This window comes from Collinsella intestinalis DSM 13280 (genome assembly GCF_000156175.1).
GTDB lineage: Bacteria > Actinomycetota > Coriobacteriia > Coriobacteriales > Coriobacteriaceae > Collinsella > Collinsella intestinalis.
The window spans coordinates 97,072-119,732 of the sequence record NZ_GG692710.1 but is presented as its reverse complement, the minus strand read 5'-3'; the positions used below and the strand labels follow the sequence as shown (position 1 = coordinate 119,732).

The following is a 22,661-nucleotide window of genomic DNA, read 5'->3' as shown; positions in this document are numbered from 1 at the left end:
AACCTCCACTTACATAATGCCGCAGAACGCGAGTAGCATGTCGATGAGCTTGATGAATACGAACGGGGCAACGATGCCGCCCAGACCCCACACGAGCAGGTTGTGGGTCAGCAGCTGTCCGGACGGGACCTCGCGGTACTTAACGCCCTTCAGCGCGGCGGGGATCAGCGCGACGATAACGAGCGCGTTATAGATGATGGCCGAAAGAACCGCGGACAGCGGGCTTGCCAGACCGAGGATGTTGAGCGCGCCAAGGCCCGGGTAGATCGGCGAGAACAGGGCCGGGATGATAGCGAAGTACTTCGCCACGTCGTTGGCCACCGAGAAGGTCGTGAGCGAACCGCGGGTCATGAGCAGCTGCTTGCCAATACGCACAACCTCGATGAGCTTGGTGGGGCTGGAGTCGAGGTCGACCATGTTGCCGGCCTCCTTGGCAGCCTGGGTGCCCGTGTTCATGGCCACGGCGACGTCGGCCTGGGCCAGAGCGGGCGCGTCGTTGGTGCCGTCGCCGGTCATGGCGACCAGGTGGCCCTCACGCTGGAACTCGCGGATCTTCTCGAGCTTGCCCTCAGGGGTGGCCTCGGCCAGGAAGTCGTCAACGCCGGCCTCGGCGGCGATTGCCGCGGCGGTGAGCGGGTTGTCGCCCGTCACCATGATGGTCTTAATGCCCATGCGGCGCAGGTCGGCGAACTTCTCCTTAACGCCGGACTTGATGATGTCCTTGAGGTACACAACGCCCAGCACGCGGCAGTTCTTGGTCACGACCAGCGGGGTGCCGCCGGCCTTGGCGATGCGCTCGACGACCTCGTCGCACTCCTGGGAGAACACGCCGCCGGCTGCCTCCACATAGGTGCGCACGGAATCGGCAGCGCCTTTGCGGATCTCATTGCCCTCGTAGTTCACGCCGGACATACGCGTTGCCGCGGTGAACGGGATGAACTCCATACCCTTATCCTCGAGCGTGCGGCCGCGCAAACCGAACTGCTCCTTGGCGAGCACGACGATGGAACGGCCCTCGGGGGTCTCGTCGGCCAGCGAGGAAAGCTGAGCGGCATCGGCCAGCTCCGCGGGATCGACACCGTCGACCGGGATGAACTCGGCGGCCTGGCGGTTACCCAGGGTGATGGTGCCGGTCTTGTCGAGCATGAGGATGTCGACGTCGCCGGCGGCCTCGATGGCGCGGCCAGACATGGCCAGCACGTTGGCCTCGTTCAGACGGCTCATGCCGGCGATGCCGATGGCGGACAGCAACGCACCGATGGTAGTGGGAGCTAGGCACACGAGCAGCGCCACGAGCGTGGTCACGGCCGTGGGGTTGACCATGTCGTTAAGACCGGCCGAGAAGCAGGAGTAGCAATACAGGGCCAGCGTGACCAGGATAAAGACGATGGAGAGGGCCACCAGGAAGATCTCCAGAGCGATCTCGTTAGGGGTCTTCTTGCGCGCGGCGCCCTCGACCATCGCGATCATCTTGTCCAGGAAGCTCTGGCCGGGCTCACTGGAGATCTTGACGACGATCCAGTCGGACAGCACCGTGGTACCGCCGGTAACGGCAGAGCGGTCGCCACCGGCCTCGCGGACCACGGGGGCGGACTCGCCGGTGATGGCGGACTCGTCAACGGAGGCAGCGCCCTCGATGACGTCGCCGTCGCCGGGGATCTGCTCGCCGGCGCGTACGATCACCAGGTCGCCGCGCGTGAGCTCGGTGCCGGGAACGACGGTGAAGTGCTCCTTGTCCTCAACGGACTCGATGCGATGGGCCTCAACATCCTTTTTGGCCGCACGCAGGGAATCGGCCTGAGCCTTACCGCGGCCCTCGGCAAGCGCCTCGGCGAAATTCGAGAACAGGTCGGTGAGCCACAGGATGACCGCGATGGCGACCACATAGTAGGTGGGCACACCCGCGTCCTGCACACCAAAGATGGAAGCGACGGCCAGGACGGAGGTCATGACGGCGGAAAGCCACACCAGGAACATGACCGGGTTTTGAATCTGGACGCGAGGATCCAGCTTGGCAAACGAGTCGCGGACCGCGCGGCCCATCATGTCTTTTTGCATAGCCATAAATCTGCGCCCTCCTTTACGCAATCATCTGGAAGAACTCGGCAACGGGGCCAAGCGCCAGGGCCGGGAAGAAGCTCAGGGCACCGATCAGCAGAACGATGAACACGAGCAGGAATACGAACATGCCGTTGGTGGTAGACAGGGTGCCGGCGCTCTCGGCGACCTTACCCTTCTTGGCCAGCGAGCCGGCGATAGCCAGCGTGCCGATGATGGGCATGAAGCGGGCGAACAGCATCTCGAGACCGAGCATGACGTTGATCCAGGGAATGTTGCAGTTCATGCCTGCAAACGCCGAGCCGTTGTTACCGCCGCATGAGGTGAAGGCATACAGCACCTCGGAGAAGCCGTGAGCGCCGCCATTGTTGAGCTGGTCGGCAAGACCGGGCACCATGCAGGCGATGGCCGAGCACACCAGAATGGCAAACGGAGTTGCCAGGCACAGGACAACTGCCCAGCGCATCTCACCCGGCTCGATCTTCTTGCCCAGGAACTCAGGCGTGCGTCCGACCATGAGACCGGCGATGAACACCGTGAGGATGGCGAAGCCGATCATGCCGTACAGGCCGCAGCCCACGCCGCCGAAGACGACCTCGCCCAGAGCCATCTGAAGCATCTGGACAAAACCGCCCAGCGGGGTGTAGGAGTCGTGCATGGAGTTAACCGAGCCGTTGGAAGCGGCGGTGGTGTAAGCCGACCACGTGGAGGAGGCGGCGATACCGAAGCGGCTCTCCTTGCCCTCCATGTTGCCGCCGGCCTGGCCGTCGGTCATCTCGATATTGACCGCTCCGCCATCGGCCAGCTGCGGGGTACCCGCATGCTCGTTGACGGCGATGATGCCGGTGAAGATCACCAGCAAGATGAACATGGCGGCAAAGATGGCCTTGCCCTGCTTGGTGTTCTTGACGCCGATACCGAAGGTGAAGCAGCAGGCGGCCGGGATCAGCAGCAGGCTGGTCATCTCGATGATGTTGGTGAAGGCGCTGGGGTTCTCATACGGATGGGCGGAGTTCACGCCAAAGAAGCCGCCGCCGTTGGTGCCGGACTGCTTGATGGCGACCTGAGGAGCCGCGGGGCCCTGGGGCAGGAACTGCTCGGTGACCACGCGTGCGTCCTCGACGACCTTGCCATCGACCTTGACCGTGTCGCCCTCGATCTGGGCGCCGTCGATGACGCTCCAGCCGCCGTCTGCATTAGGCTGGACAGCGACGGGCTCTACGAGCTCAGCCTTCTGAGCCGGCTGGAAGTTGGAGATGACGCCACCGGCAGCCAGGCAGACGCCCAACACGAGGTTCAGCGGGATGAGCACATACAGGACGGTGCGGGTGAGGTCGACCCAGAAGGAACCCAGACCCTGCTCCTTGACCTGACGGAAGCCGCGGATCAGTGCGAACATGACCGCGATACCGGTGCCGGCGGAAACGAAGTTCTGCACGGTGAGACCCATGAACTGCACAAGGTAGGACAGGGCGGTCTCGCCGGAATAGGACTGCCAGTTGGTATTGGTGATAAAGGAGGCCGCCGTGTTGAACGACAGGTCCCAGGGCACGCTGGGCAGGTGCTGCGGGTTGCCCGGCAGGACAGCCTGGAGCATCTGGAGCACGACGAGCACCACGAGCCCGATACCCGAGAAGGCAAGGACGCTCACCAGGTAGTGCTTCCAACCCATCTGCTCATGCGAGTCAATGCGGAGCAGGCGATAGACGCCCCGCTCGACAGGTGCGAGCACGGGTGACAAAAAGGTATGCTCGCCGTCCATGACACGGGCCATGAACCGACCGAGCGGGATGGCCAAAACGACGAGCACGGCGAAGTACAGGATGTACTGAATTGCAGCGCTCATAGGTTACGAATCACTCCTCATCAAAATATAGATGTAGTAGATCAACAGGCCGATGCACGTGATGCCTATGATCGGGATCAGGACGTTCATGTAACTGCTCCTTCCGAGAATCACGGATGGCACCCTTCCCCGAGTGCCTGGTAACAGTAAACGGCGAAGCGGATTAAAACGGTGTTAGGGTGATGCCCTCCGGCCTTAAGATGCCGTAAAGATGCAGCTGAGCGGATGCGGCGCCCCGAACGGAGCCCTATACTCATCGCATGCTCGAGGCGGCCCATCCCGCCGCCGCAATCGATCCACACCGGCGAGAAAGGCCTCGCAATGTCACGCGCTGCATCCGACGTACGGGCGAACCCCGACCTCCTGCTCAGGGCGCTCGAACAGGACGCCCACACACAGGAGCGCCGCGGACGCCGAGGGCACCTCAAAATCTTCTTCGGGTACGCCGCGGGCGTGGGCAAAACCTACGCTATGCTCCAGGCCGCGCACGCCGCCAAGAGGCGCGGCGTGGACGTCGTCGCCGGCTATATCGAACCTCATGAGCGCCCCGAGACGGCGCGCCTGTCGCGGGGCATCGAGCGCATCCCGCACATGTCCATCGAGCACAACGGCATCGAACTCGCGGAATTCGACCTCGACGCCGCCCTGGCCCGTGCGCCGCGGCTAATCCTCGTCGACGAACTCGCGCATACCAATGCACCGGGCTGCCGCCATGAAAAGCGCTATCAAGATGTCGAGGAGCTCCTGCGCGCCGGCATAGACGTCTACACCACGGTCAACGTCCAGCACATCGAGAGCCTGAACGACATGGTGGCCTCCATCACGGGCGTCGTCGTGCGCGAGCGCATCCCCGACCGCGTCTTCGATGACGCCGACCAGGTCGAGCTCGTGGATATCGAGCCCGAGGACCTGCTCGAGCGCCTCAAGGCCGGACTCGTGTACCGCGCGGCGCAGGCCGACCGCGCACAGCGCAATTTCTTCAGCATCGAGAACCTCACGGCATTGCGCGAGATCGCCCTGCGCCGCTGCGCCGACCGCACGGGACGCCTCGCCGACGCCGCGCGCGTGCTCGGCAACCGCGACTACTACACCAGCGAGCGCATCCTGGTCTGCCTCTCCCCCGCCCCCACGAACCCGCGCATCGTGCGGGCGGCCGCGCGGCTGTCGAAGGCCTTCCACGGCGAGCTCGTCGCCCTGTTCGTCGAGAGTCCGCGAACCCAGACCATGGACGAGGACGAACGTGCGCGCCTCTCATCGAACAGCGCCCTCGCCGAACAGCTCGGCGCGCAGGTGGAAACGGTGTATGGGGACGACATCGCCTTTCAGATCGCCGAGTTCGCGCGACTGTCCGGCATCTCGAAGATCGTCATGGGGCGCACCGGCGAGGCGCACGGCCTGCATCACGCGCTCTTCGGACGCAAGTCGCTCGTGGAGAGGCTGATCGCCATCGCGCCGAACCTCGACATCTACATCATCCCCGATCAACCGGCGCCGGCCAGGCGGGGCCACGACCGGCAAGCTGCCTCGGGACCCCATCTGCCGAGCAGGCGGGACATGTTACTCACGCTGGGCCTATCCGCCATCGCCACGGCAGTTGGCACCGCATTCCGCGGACTCGGGTTCGCCGACTCGAGCATCATCTCCCTTTACATCCTCACGGCCCTGCTCACGGCCGTCACGACCACGGGGCGCGTCTGCACCATCGTGTCGAGCATCCTCTCGGTGGTGCTCTACAACTTCTGCTTCGTGACACCGCTGTTCTCATTCGACAGCTACGACCGAAGCTACCTCGTGACCTTCGCCATCATGTTCGCGACCGCGATGGTGGCCGCCGAACTCACCGCGCGCCTCACCGACAACGCGCGCGCCTCGGCGAAAAACGCCTTCAGGACCCGCGTGCTCCTCGAAACCAACCAGCTCCTGCAACGGGCCCAGGGACCCCAGGCGCGAGCGCGCGTCGCCATGAGCCAACTCGTGAAGCTCCTCAGGCTCGACGTCGTCTTCTACCCCGCAGACGGCGACCTGCTCGGGGAGCCGCTGTATGAGAGCGCCGGGGCCGAAGACCACCGCACGTCCCTGTTCACCGAATACGAACGCGCCGTGGCGACGTGGACTTTCAACAACAACAAGCACGCCGGGGCGAGCACTCACACCCTGCCAGAGGCGCAGTGCCTCTACCTTGCGGTACGCGCGGGCAACGAGGTGTTCGGCGTCGTGGGCATCGATCTGAAGGGACGCGTGCTCGAGGCGTTCGAGCACTCCATCGTCCTGTCGATCGTCGGCGAGTGCGCGCTCGCCCTCGAGAGCGACAAGGCGGCGCGAGAGCGGGAGGAGGCCGCCGTGCTCGCCAAAAATGAACAACTGCGCGCCAACCTGCTTAGATCCATCGGCCATGACCTGAGGACGCCCCTCACCGCGATCTCGGGGTCGGCCGCGGTGCTGCGCGATGGTGGGGAGAAACTCGAGGACGCGAAACGACTCGAGCTCGCGGACGCCATTTATAACGACTCGCTCTGGCTGATCGACACCGTCGAGAACCTCCTCGCCATCACCCGCATCGAAGATGGCGACATGCAACTCAACCTCACGTCGGAACTCATGGACGAGGTCATCGCCGCCGCACTCAGCCACGTCGCCCGCGAATCGCACGGGCACCGCGTGACCATCACGCACACGGACGAGATCCTTTTGGTGAAAATCGATGTCCACCTCATCATGCAGGTGCTCACGAACCTCATCACGAACGCGTTCAAATACACGCCGAAGGGCTCGACCGTGACGATCGGCGCGCGACGGGAGGGTTCATCCGTCGTCGTAGAGGTCGCCGATGACGGCCCGGGTGTCTCCGATCGCGACAAGCCCCGCGTCTTCGACCGCTTCTTCATCGCCGAGGGCCCTCGCCCCGTCGACTCCCATCGAAGCTTCGGCCTCGGTCTGTCGTTGTGCCGCTCCATCATCGAGGCGCACGGGGGTATCATCGAAGTCGCCGACAACAAGCCCCATGGAGCGGTCTTCCGCTTCACCCTTCCCGCCGAGGAGATCGAGATACATGAATGACGCCGCGCACTCAAGCATCCTCGTGGTCGAAGACGACCCGGCGGTCCGTAACCTCGTGACGACCGCTCTCGACCTGCACGGCTACAGCGTCGAGAAGGCGACGGACGGCGAGACCGCCATCATGGACGCGGCATCGCGCAACCCCGACCTGATCATGCTCGACCTCGGCCTGCCGGACATCGATGGCGTCGAAGTCATCAACAAGATCCGCAGTTGGTCGGCCGTTCCCATCATCGTCATCTCGGCGCGCGTCGAGGACTCGGATAAGATCGGCGCTCTCGACGCCGGCGCCGACGACTACCTGACGAAGCCGTTTTCGGTTGAGGAGATGCTCGCCCGCGTCCGCGCCAACCTGCGGCGCTCGACCATGATCACCGCCGAATCCGTCGAGGCGAGCACCTTCGACAACGGAGGCCTGCACATCGATTACGCCGCGGGATACGCCGAGCTCGACGGCGAGCGCCTCTCGCTCACACCCACCGAGTACAAGCTCCTTGTGCTTTTGGCGAAAAACGTCGACAAGGTGCTCACGCACACCTTCATCACGCACGAGATCTGGGGGACGAGCTGGGACAGCGACATCGCGAGCCTACGCGTGTTCATGCGAACCCTGCGCAAGAAGATCGAGGCCGACCCATCGCATCCCACTATGATCCAGACGCACGTCGGAGTGGGCTACCGCATGCAGCGCCTCGAGCCCCGCTAAGCCTCGTCGCCGAAGGAGATGCCGAGGGCGCGGGCCTCACGCACCAGGTCGCTGGCAGGGTCGACGTGCTTGAGCTTGCCGGCGACCTCCGCCAGCGGTACGCGGCGCATCTCGCCGTCGCGCTGGGCCACCATAAAGCCGTACTCCCCCTCCAAGCAGCCCAACGCCGCCTCGACGCCACACTGTGTGGCGAATACGCGGTCCTGCGCATCGGGCTGACCGCCGCGCTGGGTGTGCCCGGGCACCGCCACACGGGTCTCGCGCCCGCAGCGCGCCTCGACCTCACGGGCGATGTCGTAGGCGATAGACGGCGACGTGCGCGCCGCCACGAGCTTCTTGTACTCCTTCTTGGACAGCGCCGCCTCCTCGCGAGAAATGGCGCCCTCTGCGACCACGATGATGGTGAAGCGCGCACCCGACTGCATACGGCGGTCGATCGCGGCGATCACGTTATCCATCTCGTAGGGGATCTCGGGGATCAGGCACACATCCGCACCGCCGGCGACGGCGGAATACAGGGGAATCCAACCGACCTTGTGCCCCATGATCTCGATCACAAAGACACGGCCGTGGCTGCTCGCGGTGGTGTGGATGTCGTCGATGCACTTGGTCGCGATCTCGACCGCACTCGTGAAGCCGAAGGTGATGTCGGTCCCCCATGTGTCATTGTCGATGGTCTTGGGCAGCGCGATCACGTTCAGGCCCTCCTGCGCCAAGCGGTTGGCGGTCTTGGTGGAGCCGTTTCCGCCCAGCATGAACAGGCAGTCGAGGCCGAGTTCGCGATAGGTCCCCTTCATAGCGGCGACCTTGTCCACGCCGTCGGCCTCGGGAATATCGAGGCGCTTGAAGGGTGTGCGGCTCGTGCCCAAGATCGTGCCGCCGCGCGTGAGGATGCCGCTGAAGTCGGCGGGGGTCATCTTACGGAATCGCTTGTAGATGAGGCCCTGATAGCCATCTTCGAAACCGAAGATCTCGACCGGCTCTCCCGAGCGATGGTCGAGAGTCTTGACGATGCCACGCATCGTCGCGTTGAGCGCCTGGCAGTCGCCGCCGCTGGTCAAAAGGCCGATTCGAACCATAGGTACCCCTCACGTTCATGGTGCGCGCCCGCCGATGGGACGGCATCCGAGGTCTTCTCACACGTTCATCAGTGTACGCCCAACGGCGCCTCACGCGGCTCATCCGCGCCCATCGCTTACATTCACGCGAGTCTTTAACACGTTCGAAAGCAGCGTGTAAAGAGCTCATCATGACTGCGCGCTACACTCGGGTTCAGTCCGGACACGGCGATAACCTTGAGACATTCATGTGACTTCGCAGCATCATCACTTCCAGGTATCGCCGCAACACACGAGGGGGCCATCATGGGCAATGACGGACACGATAAGAAGCGCGACATGACCTACACCCAGAACCGAGAGCTCTCCTGGCTCCGATTCGACGAGCGCGTGCTCGCCGAATCGATGGATGAATCCGTGCCGCTGTTCGAGCGCCTGAAATTCATCGCCATCTTCGAGAGCAACATGCGCGAGTTCCTCATGGTCCGCATGGGCGGGCTCTCGAGCCTGGCGACCCTCAAGCGCCAACCGCGCGACAACAAGAGCGGCATGACCCCCTCCGAGCAGGTCGCCGCCGTGTTCTCCGAACTGCCGGGGCTGTTCTCCAAGGCCTCGGCATCCTTCGACGCCATCGAATCCCTCTTGCGCGTCAAGGGCATCGAACGCATCACGCCCGCGGAGCTCATTGGGACCGAGCGCGACACGGTGCGGAGCTATTTCAACCGCAACGTGCAGCCCATCTTCTCCCCGCTCATCATCGACCCGCGCCACCCGTTCCCCAACCTCCGCAACGGGGCCCTCTACGTGGTCTGCACGCTCGCGTCCGCATCCGAGGATGAGCAGGGCCTGCTCGGCATCATCGAGGTGCCGACCTCCCTTCCGCGTGTGATCGAGGTCTCCAACGAGAACGGCCTGTTGCGCTACATCCTGCTCGAAGACACCATCCTGGCATGTCTCGATTCATGCTTCGGCGCCTACGCCCCGCAGGACAGCGCCGTGATCCGCGTCACCCGCAACGCCGACCTCGATCCGGACGGCGAGGGAGTCGAGGAGGACGAGGACTACCGCCAGCACATGAAGAAGGTGCTCAAGAAGCGTCTGAGGCTGCAGCCCGTGCTGCTCGCCATTCACGGCGATCTGGGCAGAGATGCCGTCAAATCCATCCGCAAGGCGCTGCACCTGACCCAACAGGCGGTGCTTTCCGTGACTATGCCCCTCGACCTCGGCTTCATCTTCTCCCTTGAGGGAAAGCTCCCCGCAGCGGCGCGCGAGAAGCTCCTGTTCCCCCCGTTCGCACCGCAGCCGAGCCCCATGTTCTGCCCGGGCGAACCCATGCGCGAGCAGGTGCTCGCCGGCGACAAACTGCTCTTCTATCCATATGAGTCCATGAACACGCTGCTCGACCTCATCAATGAGGCGGCGCACGACGACGACTGCATCTCGCTGCGCATCACCCTCTACCGTGTGGCCCGCCAGTCGCGCTTGTGCGAATCCCTGATTTCGGCCGCCGAGCACGGCAAGGAGGTCACGGTCCTCATGGAGCTGCGCGCCCGCTTCGACGAGGAGAACAACATCGCCTGGGCGGAGCGCCTCGAAGAGGCAGGCTGCACGGTCATCTATGGCGCCGAGGGCTTCAAATGTCATTCCAAGATCTGCCAGCTCACCTATCACGACCAGGGGCGCATCGAGCGCATCACGCTCCTGGGCACGGGCAACTTCAACGAAAAGACGGCGCGCCTGTACTCCGACTTCATGCTCATGACGGCGCATGAAGGCATCGGCGAGGACGCCAATGCGTTCTTCCGCAACCTGACGCTGGGTAACCTGCACGGCGAATACCGTTATCTCGGTGTCGCGCCCGCCGGTCTCAAACCACTCGTCATGGACGGCCTCGACCGCGAGATCGCCCGTGCACGCGCCGGCATGCCCGCGCACGCCTTCTTCAAGATGAACTCTCTGACCGACCGTGAAGTAATCGACAAGATCGCCGAAGCGAGCCGCGTGGGCGTGCGCGTCGACATGATCATCCGCGGCATCTCATGCATGCTGCCGGGTATCGAGGGCAGCACCGACAACGTGCACATCCGCTCGATCGTCGGGCGCTTCCTGGAGCACGCGCGCGTCTACTCGTTCGGCGAGGAGGCGGATACGGTGTACCTGTCCAGCGCCGACATGATGACGCGCAACACCGAGCACCGTGTCGAGATCGCCTATCCCGTCCTCGACCCCACCTGCCGCGCCATGGTGCGTGACTACATGGCCGACCAGCTGCGCGACAACGTGAAGGCCCGCGAGCTCGACGCACGCGGACGCTGGGTCCCCGTTGCCCGCGCGGAGGACGAGGCGCCCTTCAACGCGCAGGAGCACTTCATGACGCAGGCCATCGAGCGCGCCCGAACCGCGGAAGAGGAACGCGCGCGGCGAGCCGACGAGGTCGAACGCGCCACGCGCGACAAGATCGTGCGCTTCGCACAAGCCCCGGCCAGCACGAACACATGCGGGCCCGCTCCCGCCAAAGGGGAGATCGTCCAGGCCGAGGCGACCATCATCGCGCCGGCGCCCCATCCCGCCGAGGGCCGCTTCAAGCGCGGCTGGCGCATGATTGTGAGTGGCGTCAAGGAGATGCTCTCCTAAGGAACCCCAATGTGTAATTGGGGACGGGTGCGTTTTACACATCCAGACGAGTGCGCGCCGAGGATTCACCCCTCGGCGCGCTCATTTTCAACCTCAAAAAAGGACTGTCCCTAAATTGAGGTCTCTAGGCGCTCGCTCGCCTCGAGCCATGCCATCTCGAGCTCGTCGAGCTCGTCGCGAGCGGCAGCGACGGCATCCTGCTGAGCGGCGAGCGCGGCAAAGTCGGTGGGATCGATGCCGAACATCCCCCGCTCCAGCTCCTCGACCTTGGCGCGACGCGTCTCCATCTTGCGCTCGAGGGAGGCGACCTCCTTTTTTAGGCGCTGACGCTCCGCATTCGAGAGCCCGTTCCGAGGACCCTGAGCGCCCGTCTGCGGGACGTTCGAAAGATTGGGGTCACCCCCCTGACCGCCGTTGAATCCGGGGGCCTGAGGACGCGCGGAGCCGCCCGCGCTCAAGCCCTCCGTCAACCGGAGATACTCATCCACGCCACCCGGCACGTGTCGCAGGGTACCGCCGATGAGCGCCCACTGCTGGTCGGTCACGCGCTCCATGAGGAAGCGGTCGTGCGTGACCAGGATGAGCGTTCCGGGCCAACTGTCCAGCAGGTCCTCCACGAGCGCGAGCATATCCGTATCCAAGTCGTTGCCGGGCTCGTCCAGGATGAGCACGTTAGGCTCCTCCAAAATAGTGAGCAGCAGAGACAGGCGGCGCTTCTGACCACCGGAAAGATCCTTGATGCGGCTCCACATCTGTTGCTGCGTGAAGCCAAGGCGCTCAAGGAGCTTCTCGGGGCTCGTTTCCTTGCCCTCCACCATCACATAGCGCTTGCCACGGGCGAGCACCTCTCGAATCGCATCGTTCTCGACGGGCTTCAGCTCATCGAGCTGCTGGGAGAGAACGCCGAAGCGCACCGTGGACCCGATCTTCACCCGACCGCGGCGAGGGCTGAGCTTGCCCTGGATGACGTTGAGCAGCGTGGTCTTGCCCGCGCCGTTCTCGCCCAACAGACCGTACCGGTCGCCGGCGCCGATGAGCCACGTCACATCCGAGAGCACGGGACGTGGGGACGCGGGAGCGCCAGACCCGTCCTCCACCGCACCGTTCTCATATCCCGCATCGACGTCGATCACATCGATGACCTGCTTGCCCAAGCGGCTCACCGCGAGGCGCTTCAGCTCGAGTTCGTTGCGCACGGGAGGAACGTCGGCAATGAGCTCGCGTGCCGCCTCGACGCGGAATTTCGGCTTGGTGCTTCGCGCCTGCGCACCGCGCGAGAGCCATGCGAGCTCCTTGCGCGCCATGTTCCGGCGGCGCTCCTCAGTCACAGCGGCCATGCGATCGCGCTCGACACGCTGCAGGATATAGGCGGAGTAGCCGCCCTCGAACGGATCGACGCAGCCGTCGTGCACCTCCCACATGGAGGTGCAGACCTCGTCGAGGAACCAGCGGTCGTGCGTGACGACGAGCATGGCGCCATTGCCGCGCTGCCAACGGGACTTGAGATGTTCGGCGAGCCAGTTGATGGTGCGCATGTCCAGATGATTGGTGGGCTCGTCCAACATCAGGACGTCATAGTCCCCGATGAGCAGGCGCGCCAGGTCCACACGGCGGCGCTGGCCACCGGACAGCTCCCCCACCAGGCCCTCCCAGGGCACATCCGCGATGAGGCCGTCCAGGATCTGACGGACGCGCGGGCTCGCGGCCCACTCGTACTCGGGAAGATCGCCCACCACGGCCCTATGCACCGTGGAGGCGCTGTCGAGCGCATCGCGCTGCCCGAGCACGCCGACCGTCACATCGCGGCGGCGCGTCACGCGCCCCGCGTCCGGCGGAACCGCCCCGGAAAGCACGCCGAGCAAGCTCGACTTGCCGTCGCCGTTCTTGCCGACGATGCCGATACGGTCGCCCTCATTGACGCCCAGGGTCACGTCCTGGGCGATCAACTTGGTAGGAAACTCCAGATGCACGCTGTCGCAGCCGAGCAGAATGGCCATATCAACGCTCCTCGCTTATCTTTGCACAGCCCTTCATCTTACCAGCCGTCCATACTACCGAGCAGCGCGTATGGGTAGAAGCTATAGCGTTGTCATCGATAGGAGGATCCCATGACCATCAACCCCGGCGAGTTCACGTTCCGCGCCGCATGCCACGAGGACCTGGACGAATTCGCCGACCTGTACTGCACGCTGTGGACCAACAGCCTCCGCAACCGCGGCGACTTTGAAGACGCCATGTTGGCCGGGCGGTACAACATCTCCATGCAGCTCAACCGCTCCCCCATCACGATCGTCGCGGAAGCGGGCGGCAAGCCGATCGCCCTGTGCTGCGTCGGCGTGTTCGACGATGGCAAGCCGCGCGTGAACGAGTATTGGCACGAGCGCTACGAGGACCTGTTGGCACAGGCGACCGCGCGCCTCGAGCAAGGCGGCGACGAGCGCCTGGCCGGCTGCCTGTTCGGCGACACGCGTGAGAAGGCCACGGCCGACCGTTTTGCCGCCACGGGCAACGAGTTCGCGCAGGCGCAGATCAACCTGCTCATCATCCGTCCCGAATTCCAGGGCAAGGGCCTGGGAGGAGAGCTGCTGCGACGCGCCCGCACCGCGATTCGGGAAGCCGGTTGCACCAAGTTCTTCCTCATGACCGACAGCGAGTCCGATTGGCATTTCTACGACCATATCGGCATGACTCGCATCGCGGAGGACCACAGCCAGGATACGGGCGACGGGTTCACGGTGTACATGTACGGCGACGAAGCGTAACGGATACCCAACAGCTCGGACAGGACTACATAAGGTCCGCTGCTCAAACAGTCCTGCGCAAGACGAAGGCCCCACCGGGGCCTTCTTTGCGTGCGGAACTCGCGACGGACCTTATATGGTCCTGTCCGAGCCGACACTCGGTTGCAGCTGGCTTCGAGCACGCGTTCATGGGCAAGCTCGTATCCCACCCCGAACGCACAACCGGACCTTTACCTGGCTGCGACTTTGAAATCAAATGAACGTAGCTCGAGGCGGGGGCATATTTCCGCAAGGCGTTTTTGTGATGCCGAAGGCGAACCACGCCTGGAGGAATTATGCCCGCCGCCTCGAGCGGACGGGCTGATTGCCCCCCTACGAGAACATACCCGTAAGGTAATCGTTCAGGCGCTTATCCTTGGGGCGCTGGAAGATCTGGTCGGTCTCGCCGCACTCAACCATGTCGCCCATGTAGAAGAAAGCGGTGCGGTTGGACACGCGGCTCGCTTGCTCCATGTTGTGCGTCACAATCACGATGGCGCGCTCTTTGACCACGCTCTGCATGAGCTCCTCGATCGCCAGGGTCGAGATCGGGTCGAGGGCCGAGCAGGGCTCGTCGAACAGGATGACGTCCGGATGCATGGCGAGCGTACGGGCGATGCACAGACGTTGCTGCTGACCACCGGAGAGCGAAAATGCACTCTGGTTCAACTTGTCCTTAACCTCGTCCCACAGGGCGGCGCCGCGCAGAGACTCCTCGACCAAGGCATCGAGATTCTCCTTGCCACGCAGGCCGTGGCGCTTGGGCGCGAACACGATGTTCTCGTAGATCGTCTTGTGGAACGGGTTCGGCTGCTGGAACACCATGCCGATCGAACGGCGCAGGTCGTAGAGGTTCTCCTCGCGCGTGTTGATGTTGCGCCCGTCGTAGATGATCTCGCCCTCGACGCGGCAACCCTTGATCTCGCGATTCATGAGGTTCAAGCTGCGCAGGAGCGTGGACTTGCCGCAGCCGGACGGGCCGATCAACGCGGTGATCTCACCCTTGTGAAACGCCAGCGAGGTATCGTGCAGCGCATGGTTCGAGCCGTAATAGACGTTGACGCCATGCGTCTCGAGCACGACCTCGGAGGTGGGGGCCATCTCGGCGGCGGCGGTGCCGATGACCACCTGGTCCATGGCGGTCTCGCCCGTAATCACTTCACTCATTCGGCGGTCATCCTTTTTGCCAGGGCCTTGCCCGCGAGGCGGGAGAGCACGTTGAACAGAAGCACGCAGATCATCAGCAAGGCGGCGGTTCCCCACACGATATGCTGGGCCTCGGGGCTGCCCTCGCCGTAGATCTTGTAGATGTGCACCGCGAGCGACTCGCCGGGGCGGAAGATGTTCCAGGCGCACGTGGGGCTGGAGAAGTTGAGCGTGAGGAAGTTCAGGCGCACCGGGCTCGACATGCCGGAGGTGAACAGCAAGGCCGCGGCCTCACCGAACACGCGGCCGGCGGAGAGCACGACGCCCGTGACGATGGCGGGCATGGCAGCCGGGATGAGCACGTGAACCGTGGCCTCCCAACGCGTAAGGCCCATGGCCAAGCATGCGTCGCGCTGGTGCTGGGGCACGTCCTCGAGCGCCTGCTGGATAACGCGCACCAGAATCGGGATATTGAACATGGTGAGCGCCACGGCACCGGAAATGATCGAGTACTTCCAACCGAAGTTCACGGAGAACACGAGGAAGCCGAACATGCCAACGACGATGGACGGCAGCGAGGACAGGGTCTCGATGGCCGTGCTCGCAATCGCGGTGATAGGGCCGTCCGGAGCGTACTCGGTGAGGAACACCGCGGCCCCAAGGCTCACCGGCACCGAGATCAGCAGCGTGATGACAAGCAGGTAGAAGGAGTCGAACAGCTGATAGGCAACGCCGCCGGCCGCGCCGTTGGAACGGCTCGGCTGCGTGAGGAAGCCCGGGGTCAGCAGGGTGGAGAGGCCCTCGTAGAGGATATAGGCCACCATCGACACGACGATGAGCATGACGAAGCACGCGATGCCGGTCAAAACGGCGGTGGCGATGCGGTCGCCGCGCTGGGCGCGCAGGATGTGGCCCTCGTCGATGGCGAGCGGGCGGGGTGCACCGGAAGCAGGTGCCTGAGTGGTGGTGCGCTTATCAGCCACGGGACTTCGCCCCCTTCTTGCCAATCATATGGATGATCAGGATAAAGATGAGCGACATGCCCATCAGCAACAGGCCAAGAGACCACAGCACGTCCTTCTGCACCGAGCCGTCGGCGTAGATCGCCATGCTGGTGGTGAGGGTCGTGGTGATGGTCGAGGCCGGAGACAGCAAAGACAGCGGCATGACCTCGGCACCACCGATAACCATGCGGACCGCGAGCGTCTCGCCGAAGGCGCGCGTCATGCCGAGAATGACCGCGGTCATGAGGGAGGGCATCGCGGACTTGATCACGACGTGGCGAATGGTCTGCCAGCGCGTGTATCCGAGCGCGAGCGAACCCTGGCGATAGCCATCGGGCACGGCGCGCAGGGCGTCCATGGAAAGTGTGGTCACCGTCGGCAAGATCATGATGGCCAGCACGACGGCGCCGGGCAGGATGCCCATGCCGGTCTGCGTGCCGAAGATGGCCTTGCAGGCGGCGACGACCACGTGGAAGCCGATGAGGCCGAACACGACGGAGGGAATACCCACGAGCAGCTCGACGAGCGGCTGGAAGATCTTCTTGCCGAAGTCCGGGCGAATCTCGACCGCAAAGATCGCCGACCCGATGGCGATGGGCAGCGCGATGGCGGTCGACAGCAGCGTGACCGCGAACGACGTGACGATGAGCGGCAACGCCCCGGTCTGCGGCAGACCGGTCTCGGGATCTATGTTGGCAAGGCTCCAATCGGTCCCGGTGAAGAAGCCGACGAGGTCCACGCCGTCCTTGAAGAAGGTGGAGAGGCCCTTTTGCGCGACCATGACGATAAGCGCGAGGACCAGCAATGTCACGAGCGCGACGCACGCGCCCGTGACACCAAAACCGACCTTCTCAAGGTTGCGCTTGGGCATCTGTTTTGCCATGACGCACCTTTCGAAAGGATATGTGAAGAGGGTCTTACTTCTCGGTGACGACGCCGTTCGCGTCCTTCACCACGGCCATCTTGGAGACCGGGATGAAGCCCTGCTCGGCAACGAGCTCGGCCTGGACGTCATCGGAGAGCATGTACTCGAGGAAAGCCTTGGTGGCGTCATCGGCGTCCTTGGCGCAGTACATGTGCTCGGTGGCCCAAATCGGGAAGGAGTTGTCGAGGACGTTCTCGCTCGCGGGCTCCACGCCGCCGACCTTGATGGCGGTGAACTTGGAGTCATCGAAGTGGGAGAAGTCGATGTAGGAGATGGCGTTGTCGGTGGAACCCATCAGGGTCTGGACGTCGCCGGACTTGTCCTGCTCGGGCTGGGCGGGCTTGTAGGTGTTCTTCTCCTCGCCGAAGACGGCGGCCTCGAAGGTGGCACGGGTGCCGGAGCCCTCCTTGCGGTTGACGACGACGATCTCGGCGTCCTCGCCACCGACCTCGCTCCAGTTGGTGATGGTGCCGCCGAAGATGCCCTTGAGCTGCTCGAGGGTCAGGTCATCGACGGTGACGTTCTTGGAGACAATCGGGCCCATACCCACGACGGCGACCTCGTGGTCGACGAGCTTGGCGGCGGCATCGGCGTCGAGCTTGGTCTCGGCGAAGACATCGGAGTTGCCGATGGTCACGGTGCCGGAGGACACGGCGGTGAGGCCGGCGCCGGAGCCGTTGCCGGAGCCGGAGATGACGCAGTCGGGGTTCTCGTTCATGAACTGCTCGGCCGCAGCCTCGACGAGGGCCTGGAAGGAGGAGGCGCCGTCGTAGGTGACCTCGCCCACGACGCCCGCGGCGGCATCGGCGGAACCAGCGGCAGGGGCCTCAGAGCCACCGCAGCCAGCCAGGCCGAGACCGGCCACGGCGGCGACACCGCCGGCAAGGCCGAGGAAGGAGCGACGAGAGCAGGAATAATCGAACATGGTTCTCCCTTCGAGAGCAACATCGGCGTGATTTCGCGCCGGACGGAAAAACTGGGGTCCATCTTCATCCCCATGAGGCGTGTTCGGGCCCCATCCGTCGTACGGCAAGCACGATACCGCGCGCTCGCCGCCCATCCGCCCTCGTTCGCCGTCTCTTACGGCACTCTGACCGAGCATTACCACGTGCTTTGACCCGCCTTACAAGCGGCTTACATCACATGGAATGTCTTTCGATTTGACCCAATTGGGCACCTCTAATTCCCATGTGCCCAACGTCCCTTCCATTCGACCAGCGCCATACGCAAGTCCCCGCATCGCCCTGATAGCCTGCTTTTCCAGTCACGGCACTAGAAGGCAAAATATCTCCTCTCGCGGAATGCTCTGTCGTATTTCGGCTTGAAATAAGCCTCCCATTACCCGGACAGTAGTTTTCTGTCCAAGAAATGGGAGGCAGTCCAAGGTCAATAACCCATTTTGTTCGGTGGTCTAAAACCTTAGGCTCTTAATCACTCCAGGAGGCACTCATATGTAACGACAAAGCTCTCCCCCGTCATCAAATTACTGAGCAAAGCTCCGGTAGCAGCTCCATAAATATCCCGCTGAGGATCGAAGGGGACGAAGTCCCAATTCGTTTCAATCATTTTCTGCTTTCCATTAAACAGCTCCTGAATCGTTTCCCCAGCTTGGGATAGCGCGCACCAGGAATTTGAAAAACTGACAAGAGGGTTCTTCTGCGCCAATTGGAACTCTCCGAACTCTATTCGAACTGCCTCTTTGCCGTTCTCCCATGAAACACCCAAGCGAATCCGATAGATTAAATCAGATGTATCATCGCTCTCTTTTACAATTTCAGAGAACTGACCCTTTGCAATATCTTCCAAACTTAGACCGCCCGTCACAACAATGCCGCACTCCGCGCGCGATTGATTGGCGCCATAGGAAAAAAGGTTCAATCCTCCAGCTTCCATCTCGGGAACGAATGTCCTGCACTCACTTGCAATCTCTTTCCCATCAGCCACATCACAGATTCTTGCAGAAAGAGCAACCCTTGGATGTTCGGCCAAAGCACGGGCTCCCGCACCGTTAACGCCACCCTTCATGACACATGACGCCACCGATGGTACGATAAGGGCAGCATTAACAAACTGTCGCCTATTGATTAGAACGTTTTTCATAATTACCTCCTCAGAATTTGGAGAACAACCTCAGGGAAGCACATACCTTGGAGTATTGAAATCCTTTGGAAGATCGTGTTCCTCTATGTAATCCTGACTCACCCCAGGCCCATTAGGGTTAAATCTATAATAATTAGCCCGCCAAATATGCCAGGCAACGAAGATCGCGATGCACATGACAAGCAGCAACACGGCGGTTCGACAACCACGCTTCATTGCAATCCTAACCCTTGTAGCAAAAAACCCCAGAATGAAAACGGTATGGGGAAACATCGTATGGAAGGATTTCCAATTCAGCATCCCATCCATCGCACACCATCAGAGCGTTATAGTTCGCGCCGGTATAGTCGTTTTTCAAAGTAAGGTATCCGACAACCGCCATTGCATGACCATTGCCATTCGACTTTAGATTTGCAGCAAATTCCGACATTTGCTTGTCGTCGACAGCCTGTTTAAAAGATGACCATCCAGGAAATTCTTTGTATGTTGCCCGCACAGACATTCCCCTGCGCTTGCAAAACTCTGTTACGGCTGTCGGCACGTTTTTGGCGTATGTCGTACCGTAAACTACCTTTTCCGTAGTGGAAGAGATCTCGGTATCCGACAGGTCCCACAACTCGATATATTGAGATTTGATATTGCTGAGGCCGCCCATGTCGACATAATAGCTACACATTGTATACATAGATGACACTTCGCAGGCATAGCGACCGGTATTCACTTCCACAAACAATTGCGTTGGATTGGAATAGCCAGACAAGGCGTTGGCGGAAGTGACCTTATATCCCTGCTTGTACAATGTGGCGTGATCTGTAAACACCTCATCAAAACTAGTAGGATCTGATGAACGCGAAGAACGATCGCTTGAGGTACTCCACACATCGGTCACCTCAGGCAGAGAGACCAATTCGCCGGAATCAACCATAACGCCAGACCCACTCGAATCAAGCAGTGCATAAGAAAGGGCATCAACCGCAACTAGACGCAATCCATCGTTGTCGGAATAGCACGAGGGCAAACCGGAAAGAAAACTAGCTCCTTCGCTGTAGGAGAACTTTGCAATACACCAGTCACGAGAAAAATCGTAAACAACGTACCCGTGAGGATGCCCATCATGCAGGGCGTTCACAACATAACCGGTCGCATACCCATCAGGACCATACAGCTTTATTGCTTCGGAAGCAACGACATTGACAGGGAAGACGCCATTAAAAAATTGCTGCGCAAGTCCAGTTGCATCTTCAGAGGTAACTTCAACCGCATCACTAGGAAGCTCACTCGCTTCCATAGACACCGGCAATCCAAAGAGCATCAAAATAAGCAGCATCAAAGTCAGAGCGAGTTTTCGTAAAGCACAAATATGCATAATGCCTCCAACAATCGAGCCATTCTGCTGCGCGCAACTTGATTTAGAACGCTATCAAATCCGATGCGGTTCGAAGATAAGACTTCAATCAAATCGGTAAACGGTGTAAATCTTCGGCTCAACAGCTCTCAGCATGACCTATAGGGGCAAATACCGATTCTCTCAGCCGAAAGCAGCTCCGAAACTCAATCAGCGTGCCATCGTGCAACCAGTGAGGACCTAACACCATCTCTCAATTATTAAGAAGACGGCGTGCCGCAAATTGCAGCCCCATCCCCCAAAGGGCACCCCACGAGTGTCCCACACATGAAAAGGCGGCGTCACGATCGACCGTGACGCCGCCTTCACTTGGGCGCTAGTGCTTCTTTTTCGGGCACTTCTTCTTGGCAGGCTGACCCGCCTTCTTGGCGCTCGGAGCATCGTGGCGCTTGCGGTACAGATGCCCGCCGAACACCATCGACACGACGATAATGGCGATATAGAAGAGCTGCTCCCAGATATTCGGGGCCTCCATGCTAGAACTCCAATTCGTTCAAGCGTACGAGCGCGATGATGTACATCTTGAGGGCGTCTCGCAGGAGCTGCTCGTTGGCGGCCTCGTTCGGGCCATGCATGCTGCCCGCCCATGCGGGGAGCTCCAGGCCGTTGTCCTCGGGACCAAACGAGACGGCGCTCTTGAAGTTGCGCGCATAGGTACCGCCGCCCATGGAGAAGGGCTCTGCGGGCTTGCCCGTGACCTCACGGTACGTGTTGAGCAAGGCGCGAACCGCCGGGCTGTCAGCGGAGACGCTGAAGGGCTCCTTGGCGCGACCCGCGATGAACTCCGCGCCAAAGCGCGACGCATGGGCTCCGCAGATCATGGTCATCTCATCGGAGGTGGTGGAGTCGGGATAACGGACGTCGATGGTCTGAAGGATGTGACCGTCCGCGACCTCAATCGTGCCAGCGTTGCAGGTGAGGGCGCCAAAGGCATCGCTCTCAGCGGTGATGCCAAGCCCCTCCCCGGCCGTGCCCTCATGCACGACGGAGAGCAGGTCCAGATAGGAGCGCTCCGCGGGATCGAACAGGTCGGGCTGAGCGTCCATGACCTCGTGCAAGTAGCCCACCACGAGCGCGATGGCGTTGATCGTGCCCTCAGGAAGAGAGGCGTGCCCGCCGATACCCTGGGCGAAGATGCGTGTGCAGCCCTCGCCGGCATCCTCGAGCGTGATACGATCGGCGTTCGCCTGCGGAGCGGGAAGCTCGGACAGGGGCACGGCGATGATGCACTCGGACTGGCTGGGGATGGCGTTGGTCGCCTCGGCGCCGCTCCAAGAGCGAATGATGCCGCTCTCGATCTTCGCGCTCTTGAACGTGCCGCCAAAGCAGCCCTTCTCGGCATTGCACACGGGGAACTCGGCATCGGGGGTAAAGAGGAACAGTGGCTGCTCATGACCGGCCAGGTAGTGCTTGACGTCGGTCATGCCCACCTCCTCGTCGCAGCCGAGCAGCGCACGGAACGTGTAGCGCGGGGTGATGCCCTCACGCAGGAAGAACGCACCGGCATAGAGCGACAGGACAGCGGGGCCCTTGTCGTCGATCACACCGCGGCCGAGCAGCCAGCCCTCGCGACGCTCCATGGAAAACGGGTCGGTATTCCAACCGGGCCCAGCGGGAACGACATCGACATGCGCGATGGTGGCGAGGTGCTCTTCACGCTCGCCCGGGATGTCTGCGATTCCAACATAGCCGTCATCGTCGGTCACCTCGTACCCCAGGCGCTCGGCGATGCCCAAGCTGCAATCAAGCGCGTCACGCACGGACCTGCCGAACGGGGCGCCCGGATCGGCCGCCGAGTCATCGGCGACGGACGGACATGCCACCAGGGAGGCGATGTCGGAAACGACATCCTCCCAGACTTCATCAACGTAGTTCTCAACGCTCTCCATCACATCCGCGCGCATGGGCGCTCCCTTCCCTCAGATGATTCAACAATGAGTAA

16 protein-coding genes are annotated in these 22,661 nt (G+C 62.2%); 4 read left to right on the top strand and 12 right to left on the bottom strand.

Translation table 11 applies throughout. The features are described 5' to 3' along the window. Nucleotides 1-9: 9 nt before the first annotated feature. Complete coding sequence (gene kdpB, locus COLINT_RS00455) at nt 10-2,064, bottom strand: potassium-transporting ATPase subunit KdpB (protein ID WP_006722307.1); 2,055 nt, start codon at nt 2,062-2,064, stop codon at nt 10-12. Nucleotides 2,065-2,080: 16 nt separating this feature from the next. Further along, entirely contained in the window at nt 2,081-3,904 is a 1,824-nt protein-coding gene (gene kdpA / locus COLINT_RS00450) for a potassium-transporting ATPase subunit KdpA (RefSeq protein WP_006722306.1), read from the bottom strand. Between the two features lie 321 nt (nt 3,905-4,225). Here kdpA and COLINT_RS00445 point away from each other — a divergent pair, with 321 nt between their 5' ends. Both COLINT_RS00445 and COLINT_RS00440 read left to right on the top strand, forming a co-directional pair. Next, nucleotides 4,226-6,961, top strand: a complete 2,736-nt coding sequence (locus COLINT_RS00445) for a sensor histidine kinase (protein WP_006722305.1) — start codon at nt 4,226-4,228, stop codon at nt 6,959-6,961. After that, nucleotides 6,954-7,667: a response regulator gene (locus tag COLINT_RS00440; RefSeq protein WP_006722304.1), complete on the top strand. Its 714-nt coding sequence runs from the start codon at nt 6,954-6,956 to the stop codon at nt 7,665-7,667. The genes COLINT_RS00445 and COLINT_RS00440 overlap by 8 nt, the downstream gene beginning before the upstream one ends. Here COLINT_RS00440 and COLINT_RS00435 read toward each other — a convergent pair. After that, on the bottom strand, nt 7,664-8,746 hold the full coding sequence (locus COLINT_RS00435; protein WP_006722303.1) for a 6-phosphofructokinase: 1,083 nt from the start codon (nt 8,744-8,746) through the stop codon (nt 7,664-7,666). The two genes, COLINT_RS00440 and COLINT_RS00435, sit on opposite strands and share 4 nt — an antisense overlap. 285 nt (nt 8,747-9,031) lie before the next feature. Between COLINT_RS00435 and ppk1 the strand changes: the two genes are divergently transcribed. After that, nucleotides 9,032-11,359: a polyphosphate kinase 1 gene (gene ppk1, locus COLINT_RS00430; RefSeq protein ID WP_006722301.1), complete on the top strand. Its 2,328-nt coding sequence runs from the start codon at nt 9,032-9,034 to the stop codon at nt 11,357-11,359. Nucleotides 11,360-11,469: 110 nt separating this feature from the next. Here the strand turns inward: ppk1 and COLINT_RS00425 are convergent, their stop codons facing one another. Next, on the bottom strand, nt 11,470-13,356 hold the full coding sequence (locus COLINT_RS00425; protein WP_006722300.1) for an ABC-F family ATP-binding cassette domain-containing protein: 1,887 nt from the start codon (nt 13,354-13,356) through the stop codon (nt 11,470-11,472). A gap of 111 nt (nt 13,357-13,467) precedes the next feature. Here COLINT_RS00425 and COLINT_RS00420 point away from each other — a divergent pair, with 111 nt between their 5' ends. Continuing rightward, complete coding sequence (locus tag COLINT_RS00420; protein ID WP_006722299.1) at nt 13,468-14,121, top strand: GNAT family N-acetyltransferase; 654 nt, start codon at nt 13,468-13,470, stop codon at nt 14,119-14,121. Between the two features lie 351 nt (nt 14,122-14,472). Here COLINT_RS00420 and pstB read toward each other — a convergent pair whose 3' ends face one another. The 8 genes from pstB to COLINT_RS00380 form a co-directional block, all read right to left on the bottom strand. Further along, nucleotides 14,473-15,306 carry a phosphate ABC transporter ATP-binding protein PstB gene (gene pstB / locus COLINT_RS00415; RefSeq protein ID WP_006722297.1) on the bottom strand — a complete coding sequence of 278 codons (834 nt, stop codon included), beginning with the start codon at nt 15,304-15,306 and terminating at the stop codon, nt 14,473-14,475. Further along, on the bottom strand, nt 15,303-16,268 hold the full coding sequence (gene pstA / locus COLINT_RS00410) for a phosphate ABC transporter permease PstA (protein ID WP_006722296.1): 966 nt from the start codon (nt 16,266-16,268) through the stop codon (nt 15,303-15,305). Before pstA ends, pstB begins: the two co-directional genes overlap by 4 nt. After that, nucleotides 16,261-17,172: a phosphate ABC transporter permease subunit PstC gene (gene pstC / locus COLINT_RS00405; RefSeq protein ID WP_006722295.1), complete on the bottom strand. Its 912-nt coding sequence runs from the start codon at nt 17,170-17,172 to the stop codon at nt 16,261-16,263. The genes pstA and pstC overlap by 8 nt, the downstream gene beginning before the upstream one ends. Nucleotides 17,173-17,206: 34 nt before the next feature. After that, nucleotides 17,207-18,139: a phosphate ABC transporter substrate-binding protein gene (locus COLINT_RS00400; RefSeq protein ID WP_039910185.1), complete on the bottom strand. Its 933-nt coding sequence runs from the start codon at nt 18,137-18,139 to the stop codon at nt 17,207-17,209. Nucleotides 18,140-18,645: 506 nt separating this feature from the next. Then, nucleotides 18,646-19,314 carry a hypothetical protein gene (locus COLINT_RS00395; RefSeq protein WP_039910184.1) on the bottom strand — a complete coding sequence of 223 codons (669 nt, stop codon included), beginning with the start codon at nt 19,312-19,314 and terminating at the stop codon, nt 18,646-18,648. 223 nt (nt 19,315-19,537) lie between these two features. After that, nucleotides 19,538-20,680 (bottom strand): hypothetical protein, encoded by a 1,143-nt coding sequence (locus COLINT_RS08415; RefSeq protein WP_156780280.1) that lies wholly within the window; start codon nt 20,678-20,680, stop codon nt 19,538-19,540. Nucleotides 20,681-21,035: 355 nt separating this feature from the next. Continuing rightward, entirely contained in the window at nt 21,036-21,194 is a 159-nt protein-coding gene (locus tag COLINT_RS08410; RefSeq protein WP_006722290.1) for a hypothetical protein, read from the bottom strand. Between the two features lies 1 nt (nt 21,195). Beyond that, nucleotides 21,196-22,623: a Sapep family Mn(2+)-dependent dipeptidase gene (locus COLINT_RS00380; protein ID WP_006722289.1), complete on the bottom strand. Its 1,428-nt coding sequence runs from the start codon at nt 22,621-22,623 to the stop codon at nt 21,196-21,198. Between the last annotated feature and the right edge of the window lie 38 nt (nt 22,624-22,661).

Coding starts and splice junctions, on each gene's coding strand:
- kdpB (WP_006722307.1), bottom strand. CDS start 2,064: ATGGCTATGCAAAAAGACATGATGGGCCGCGCGGTCCGCGACTCGTTT.
- kdpA (WP_006722306.1), bottom strand. CDS start 3,904: ATGAGCGCTGCAATTCAGTACATCCTGTACTTCGCCGTGCTCGTCGTT.
- COLINT_RS00445 (WP_006722305.1), top strand. CDS start 4,226: ATGTCACGCGCTGCATCCGACGTACGGGCGAACCCCGACCTCCTGCTC.
- COLINT_RS00440 (WP_006722304.1), top strand. CDS start 6,954: ATGAATGACGCCGCGCACTCAAGCATCCTCGTGGTCGAAGACGACCCG.
- COLINT_RS00435 (WP_006722303.1), bottom strand. CDS start 8,746: ATGGTTCGAATCGGCCTTTTGACCAGCGGCGGCGACTGCCAGGCGCTC.
- ppk1 (WP_006722301.1), top strand. CDS start 9,032: ATGGGCAATGACGGACACGATAAGAAGCGCGACATGACCTACACCCAG.
- COLINT_RS00425 (WP_006722300.1), bottom strand. CDS start 13,356: ATGGCCATTCTGCTCGGCTGCGACAGCGTGCATCTGGAGTTTCCTACC.
- COLINT_RS00420 (WP_006722299.1), top strand. CDS start 13,468: ATGACCATCAACCCCGGCGAGTTCACGTTCCGCGCCGCATGCCACGAG.
- pstB (WP_006722297.1), bottom strand. CDS start 15,306: ATGAGTGAAGTGATTACGGGCGAGACCGCCATGGACCAGGTGGTCATC.
- pstC (WP_006722295.1), bottom strand. CDS start 17,172: ATGGCAAAACAGATGCCCAAGCGCAACCTTGAGAAGGTCGGTTTTGGT.
- COLINT_RS00400 (WP_039910185.1), bottom strand. CDS start 18,139: ATGTTCGATTATTCCTGCTCTCGTCGCTCCTTCCTCGGCCTTGCCGGC.
- COLINT_RS00395 (WP_039910184.1), bottom strand. CDS start 19,314: ATGAAAAACGTTCTAATCAATAGGCGACAGTTTGTTAATGCTGCCCTT.
- COLINT_RS08415 (WP_156780280.1), bottom strand. CDS start 20,680: ATGCATATTTGTGCTTTACGAAAACTCGCTCTGACTTTGATGCTGCTT.
- COLINT_RS08410 (WP_006722290.1), bottom strand. CDS start 21,194: ATGGAGGCCCCGAATATCTGGGAGCAGCTCTTCTATATCGCCATTATC.
- COLINT_RS00380 (WP_006722289.1), bottom strand. CDS start 22,623: ATGCGCGCGGATGTGATGGAGAGCGTTGAGAACTACGTTGATGAAGTC.